This is a genomic window from Rhodoferax sp. (genome assembly GCF_039922535.1).
In the GTDB taxonomy this organism is placed as follows: Bacteria; Pseudomonadota; Gammaproteobacteria; order Burkholderiales; family Burkholderiaceae_C; genus Rhodoferax_B.
Genome location: NZ_JBDTEM010000506.1, coordinates 1 through 6,604 on the forward strand (window position 1 = coordinate 1; position 6,604 = coordinate 6,604).

Genomic DNA, 6,604 nt, shown 5'->3' on the forward strand with positions numbered 1-6,604 from the left:
CGAGCGTGTGGCCACCAACAAGGCGGCCCGCGAGGTGGCCAACCTGTGCTGCGACCACCTGGACACCACCACCGTTCCCGCCTTGGACGAACTGCTGGCGCTGCTGAACGAGCGCGGCGTGGGCCGGATGTTCCTCACCCAAATGGGGCTGCGCCTGCAGGACAGCCGCACCAATGCCAATGCTCAGGCAGAGGCCCGCTTCAACGACTGGCTGCAAACCGCCCTGCCCGACTTTGCCGCTGCCCAAACCCAGCACAACGTAGACCAGGCCGCCGACAACCTGAGTGTGAGCAACGCGGTGAAATCGCTGCGCGCAATTGGCGATGCCGACTGGCCCGACATCGTGTCGCGCACCAGCCTGTTGATGCAGCGCATGCTGGCCTCACCTATCTTTGAATCCGAACACCCCAGTACCCGTGATGCCACCCTGCACGCCATCGAGCGGCTGGCCAAACGCAGTGGCCACAGCGAAGCTTCGGTCGCCCAGACTCTGCTGGGACTGATGCAAACCGGCAACCCGTTCGATGCGGCCACCGGCGTGCCCAGCTACTGGCTGGAAGGGGCGGGCCGCCCGGTACTGGTCAAAAGCCTGGGTCTGCATGAAAACGCGGCCGTACTGTGGCGCACCACTACCCGCCGTGCCGCCCTGCCCGCCTACCTGGGCGCTTTGGGCGTGGGCAGCGTAGGCTTGGTAGCGTGGATGCTGCACCACCACACCAGCGGCCTGGGCTTGCTGCTGTTGACCGCCGTGCTGATGTTGTTTCCGGCATCCGAGGCCATCGTGGCCATCATCAACCGGTTGATCAGCGAATCGGTGCGCCCGCAGCACCTGCCGCGCCTGGGTCTGCTGGACGGCATACCGGCTGAGCACCGGGTGCTGGTGGTGATTCCCGCCATGCTGGGCGGTGCGGCATCGACCCGTGAACTGGTGCACCGGCTGCACCTGCACTACATTGCCAACCCCGAACCCTGCGCCCAGTTCGGCCTGCTGTCCGATTGGGTGGATGCCGATACCGAGCGCACCCCGGCCGATGCCGATCTGCTGTCTGCCGCCACCCAGGCCATCAGTGCGCTTAACCAGCGCTATCCCAGCCTGAACGGTGCCGCCCCGCGCTTCATCTTGCTGCACCGCGAGCGCACCTTCAGCACCACCGAGCAGCGCTGGATCGGCTGGGAGCGCAAACGCGGCAAGTTGGAACAACTGGTGGAAGCCCTGGCGACCGACTCCAGCGCCGCCTTCATGTACCTGGGCAACATCTCACGCATCGCCTCGCATACACCTTACATCGTCACCCTGGACAGCGACACCCAGTTGCCGCCAGGCCGCCTGCGCGAGCTGGTGGGTGTGGCCGCGCACCCGCACAACCAGCCCCAGCTGGATGCCAGCGGGCGCAGCGTAGTGCAGGGCTACGGCATCCTGCAGCCGCGCGTAGCCACACCGCTGCCTGCGCGCAAAGACTTCACGCTGTACCACTGGCTATTTGCCGGGCAGTGCGGTATCGATCCTTACAGTGCCGCCACCTCCGAGGTCTACCAGGACGTGTTTGGCGAAGGCAGCTTCACCGGCAAGGGCTTGTTGCATGTGCAGGCCCTGCACGCCGTGTTGTCGGGCCGACTGCCTGAAGGCCAGGTGCTCAGCCACGACCTGCTGGAAGGTTCGCTGGCGCGCTGCGCCGCGGTGACCGATGTCAGCATGATCGAGGATGCACCCTTCCACGCCGACGTGGCCGCCTCCCGGGTGCACCGCTGGACGCGCGGTGACTGGCAACTGCTGGCGATTCTGCTGAACTCTGGGCGCTACCCGCTGCGGGGCATCAACGTCTGGAAGATGTTTGACAACCTGCGCCGCTCTCTGGTGGCCCCGGCCTCGCTGCTCTTGTTGCTGCTGGCGCTGTGCACCCCCGCGCTGTCGCCCTGGTCCGCACTGGCCCTGGTGGCGGCGGCTTTCTCTGCCGGACCGATGATGGGCGCGGTGGCGGGGTTTTCGCCCAGCCGCGACGACCTGGCCAAGCGCCACTTTTACCGCCAGGCCGGATCGGACTTGGCCCGCACGGTATGGGGCGGGCTGTGGCACGTGGCCCAGTTGCTGATGCATGCGCTGCTGGCGGTGGACGCAATTGCACGGGCGCTGTACCGCATGTTCGTCAGTCACCGGCATCTGCTGCAATGGACCACCGCCGCCGCGGCACAGGCCCAGGCCAGAACCCATTTACCAGCCCTGGTGCGAGCGCACTGGAGCCTGCCAGTCGTGGCCCTGCTGTTGCTGGCCGGGCTGCTGACCGTGAACACACCGCATCCGGTACTGGCCACGGTGCTGTGCCTGATGTGGGCCGCGTCGCCGGTATGGATATGGTGGACCAGTCGCCCCCGTGCCAGCCCCGAAGATGCCCGACTGCCCGCCGCCGACCTGGCACGGCTGCACGGCATCGCCCGCGACACCTGGCGCTGGTTTGAGCGCTGCATCGGCCCCGAAGACAACTTCCTGCCACCCGACAATCTGCAAACCCTGCCGGTAGACATGCTGGCCCACCGCACCTCGCCGACCAATATCGGTCTGTATCTGCTGAGCGTGGCCTGCGCCCGCCAGTTTGGCTGGATAGGCACGCAAGACTTGCTGGCGCGCCTGGATGCCACCCTGGCCACGCTGGGCTGCATGCAACGCCACCGCGGCCACTTCTACAACTGGTACGACACGCAAACATGCGCCCCCCTGCTGCCGCTGTATGTGTCCACCGTGGACAGCGGCAACCTCAGCGGGCATTTGCTAGCCGTGGCCCAGGCCTGCCGGGAGATGGCCGCTGCGCCGCACAACAGCCAGGCGGCCCACCGCGCCCTGCAGGCATCCCGTGACCGCATCGCCCCGCTGCTGGCCAACCGCAAGCACCTGACACCGGCCCAGCGCGAACAACTGCACTGGCTGCTGGCCGACCACCGTGCCACCCGCCAGTCTGCCGAGAAAGACCTGGGGAGCAACGCTAGCGCCGATGCCCAGCGCCTGCTGGCTCTGGCACACACCATGGAAGACATGGCCTGGGCGGCCGACTACCGCTTTCTGTACCACCGCAAACGGCACTTGCTGCACATTGGCTACCGGGTGGCCGAGCAGCAACTGGACGCGGGGTTTTACGACTTGCTGGCCTCCGAGTCGCGCCTGACTAGCCTGCTGGCGATTGCCAAGGGCGATGTGCCGGTGCGCCACTGGGCATCGCTGGGGCGGCCGTTTTATGCCACCGGTGCCAACGCGGGCCTGCGCTCGTGGTCGGGTTCGATGTTCGAATATTTAATGCCCACGCTGGTGCTGGTCGAGCCCCCCGGCAGCGTGCTGCAAGAGGCCTGCCAGGCCGCCCTGCAAGAGCAAATGGCCTACGCCCATGGGCGCAAAGTGCCCTGGGGTATTTCTGAATCCGCCTATGCCGGGCAGGACCACACCCTGGCCTACCAGTACGCGCCGCAAGGCGTGCCCCGGCTGGCGTTGCGCCGCACCCCGATCGACGAGTTAGTTATCGCTCCCTATGCTACCGGGCTTGCAATGCAGGTAGCGCCTGCGCTGGCAGCTGCGAATTTTGTAGCACTGGAGAATTTGGGCGCGCATGGACGCTATGGCTTTATCGAGGCGCTGGACTTCACCCCGGCACGCCAGGCCGACGGCGAGGCCTTCACCCCGGTCAGCACCTTCATGGCGCACCACCAGGGTATGACCCTGGTGGCCCTGGCCAATGTGCTGCTGGACGGTCCGGCCCAGCGCTGGGGTATGGCCAACCCCTCCATCGAGGCGGTGACCTCGCTGCTGCACGAACGTGCGCCACGCGAAGTGTCGCTGCTGAACGCCCCCCCGGCGGGGCTACCGACCCAGCAAATGCAGCCGCGCGCCCCCGGCCTGCTGCGCGAGGTGGTGCCCGGCGGCACTGCTCTGGAACCCACGCACCTGCTGTCCAACGGGCGCTACCACGTGGCGCTGCGGGCCAATGGCGCGGGCTGGAGCCGCCGCGGCGGCACGGGCATCACCCGTTGGCGCGACGATGCGCTGCGCGATGCCTATGGCAGCTTCTTTTACCTGCGCTGGAGCGCTGACCAGCCGCTGGTGTCCATCACCCAGCACCCGGCACCCGACCCGGCTGCCGACTACCACAGCACCTACCACGCAGACCGGGTCTGTTTCGATGCCGAATGGCCCGGCGTGCAAGCCCACACCACGGTGTGGGTCAGCCCCGAGGACGACATCGAGTTCCGCCAAGTGGAGCTGCGTAACCTGGGCGACCAGCCATTGGAGATCGAGCTGATTTCGGCCTTTGAAGTCACCCTGTCCGATGCGCGGGCCGACGAGGCGCACCCGGCCTTTACCAACCTGTTTGTGCGGGCGCAGTGGCAGGCCGAAGACCAGGCCCTGGTGTTCGAGCGTACCCCCCGCCTGCCCACCGAGCAGGCCTTGCAAGCCGCCCACTTCATGGTCGATACCGATCCACAGGTGCTGGACGTGCGTATCCAGACCGACCGCCAGCACTGGCTGGGCCGTAACCACGATGCCAGCCAGCCGCAAGCCACGTTTGCCGCGCTGCCTGTTTCTGGCGCGCTGGATACCGGACTGGACCCGGTCTGCGCCATGGCCGTCAAGCTGCGGATTGCCGCGCATGGCAAGGCCCGGCTGACCTTTGCCACCACCGCCAGCGACAACGCTGACACTCTGCAGGCCGTGATCGACAAGTACCGCCAGCACAGCAATGTGAAGCGTTCGTCGTTGATGTCGGCCACGTTAGCAGGCATACGCCTGCGCACCTGGGGTTTGGCCCCCGACAGCCTGGTAGCCATTCAGACCCTGACCAGCGCGCTGACGCTGAGCCTGACCCGCCCGAATGTGCGCACCGCGTCCGACGGCATGGCCCCGGTGAGCGATCGGCGGCTGCTGTGGCGTTTTGGCATCTCGGGTGACCGGCCCATTTTGCTGGTGTCCGCCAGTGCCATGGAAGGCCTGGGCCTATTGCGCGCCCTGGCCCAGGCGCTGCGCCTGTGGTCTTGGGGCGGCTTGGGCTGCGACCTGGTAGTGGTGAATGCCGAACCCGCGTCCTACCTCATGGAGCTGCACCGCGAAATTGGCATCCTGCGCGACCGCCATGCAGCCGACCGGGGCGGCGAATCCGCACCCACCACCATGGTCCTACTGCGGGCCGATGAGTTGACCCCAGACGAGTTCAGCACCCTGCACGCCCAGGCCCGCGTGCGCCTGCTGGCCGATGGCCGCCCCCTGCTGCACCATGTGCAGGCCTGGACGGCTCTACACGAGCAGGCACTGGAGAACCGCCACACCATCTCGACCCTGGCCGTACCCCTGGTGCCCCTGCGCCACGAATCCGTACCGGCCCCAGCCGGGGTTTTTACCGCCGAGGGCGAATTCCGCTTTGATGTGAGCCCCACGCTGCGCACCGTGCGGCCTTGGACCAATGTGCTGGCAAATCCGGCCTTTGGTGCGCACATCACCGAAGCCGGTGGTGGCTACAGCTGGGGCATGAATAGCCGACTGAACCAGCTCACCACCTGGTCCAACGACCCGGTGGGCGACACACCCTCGGAATGGTTTTTGCTGCAAGACCGCAAGACACTGGAGGTATGGAGCATCGCCCCCAACGCCTGGGCCGACCCGCAGGCGGTATACCACGTGGCGCACGGCCAGGGTAGCACCACCATCCGCCACCGCCGGGGGGATATCGACGTGGCCGCCACCTGGTGCGTGGACCCCAAAACTGCCGTCAAGCACGTGCGGATCCACACCATCAACCGGGGCCACCGCAGCCTGCAACTGCGCATCATCGGCATGGCCGAATGGCTGATGGGGGCCAACCGCAGCGACCGCAGCACCGTACACACGGGCATGTTCCAGCAGGGTGCTACCACGGCGCTGCTGTGCACCCAACGCGAACGCAGCGCGGGTTTTGGCGAAGGCACTGCATTCTTGGCCCTGACGGGCGACGAGAACCATGCGGTAGACGACTGGACCAGCGACCGCAGAGAATGTTTTGACGCACGCGGCCGCTTGGTGCTGCCTGACCATTTTGGCCACGCCACCGGTGCCGGGCTGGACCCCTGCGCCGCCCTCTCTACCACGCTGCAACTGGCGGCTGGTGACACCGCCGACCGGGTATTTTTGCTGGGCTTTGCCGCCAACCCGCTACTGGCCCGCGAAGTAGTGCTGCAGGCCGCCGCGGTCAACGCCACCCAGCGCCTGGCATCGGCGCGCGCGCACTGGGACACCCTGCTGGGGGCCACCGAGGTAGCCACACCCGACCCACTATTCGATGCCATGGTGAACCACTGGCTGCTGTACCAAACCGTGGCCTGCCGCCTATGGGCCAAGTCGGGCTTTTACCAGGCCGGTGGGGCTACAGGTTTCCGCGACCAGTTGCAAGATGCCATGTCGCTGGCCTGGGCCGCACCTGGCATGCTGCGCGAGCAAATCACCGTATGCGCGGCGCGCCAATTCCCCGAAGGGGATGTGCAGCACTGGTGGCATGCCCCCACCGGCGCGGGGGTCCGCACGCACTTTTCAGACGACCTGCTGTGGCTCCCGCACGCCTGCGCCCACTATTTACGCAGCACGGGCGATACCACGCTG

Annotated in this window: 1 protein-coding gene; it reads left to right on the top strand. The window is 66.8% G+C overall.

Annotated elements, in window-relative coordinates; translation table 11 throughout:
• The coding region (locus ABI213_RS23630; protein WP_348028935.1) for a glucoamylase family protein at positions 1–6,604 on the top strand (6,604 nt) is incomplete at both ends.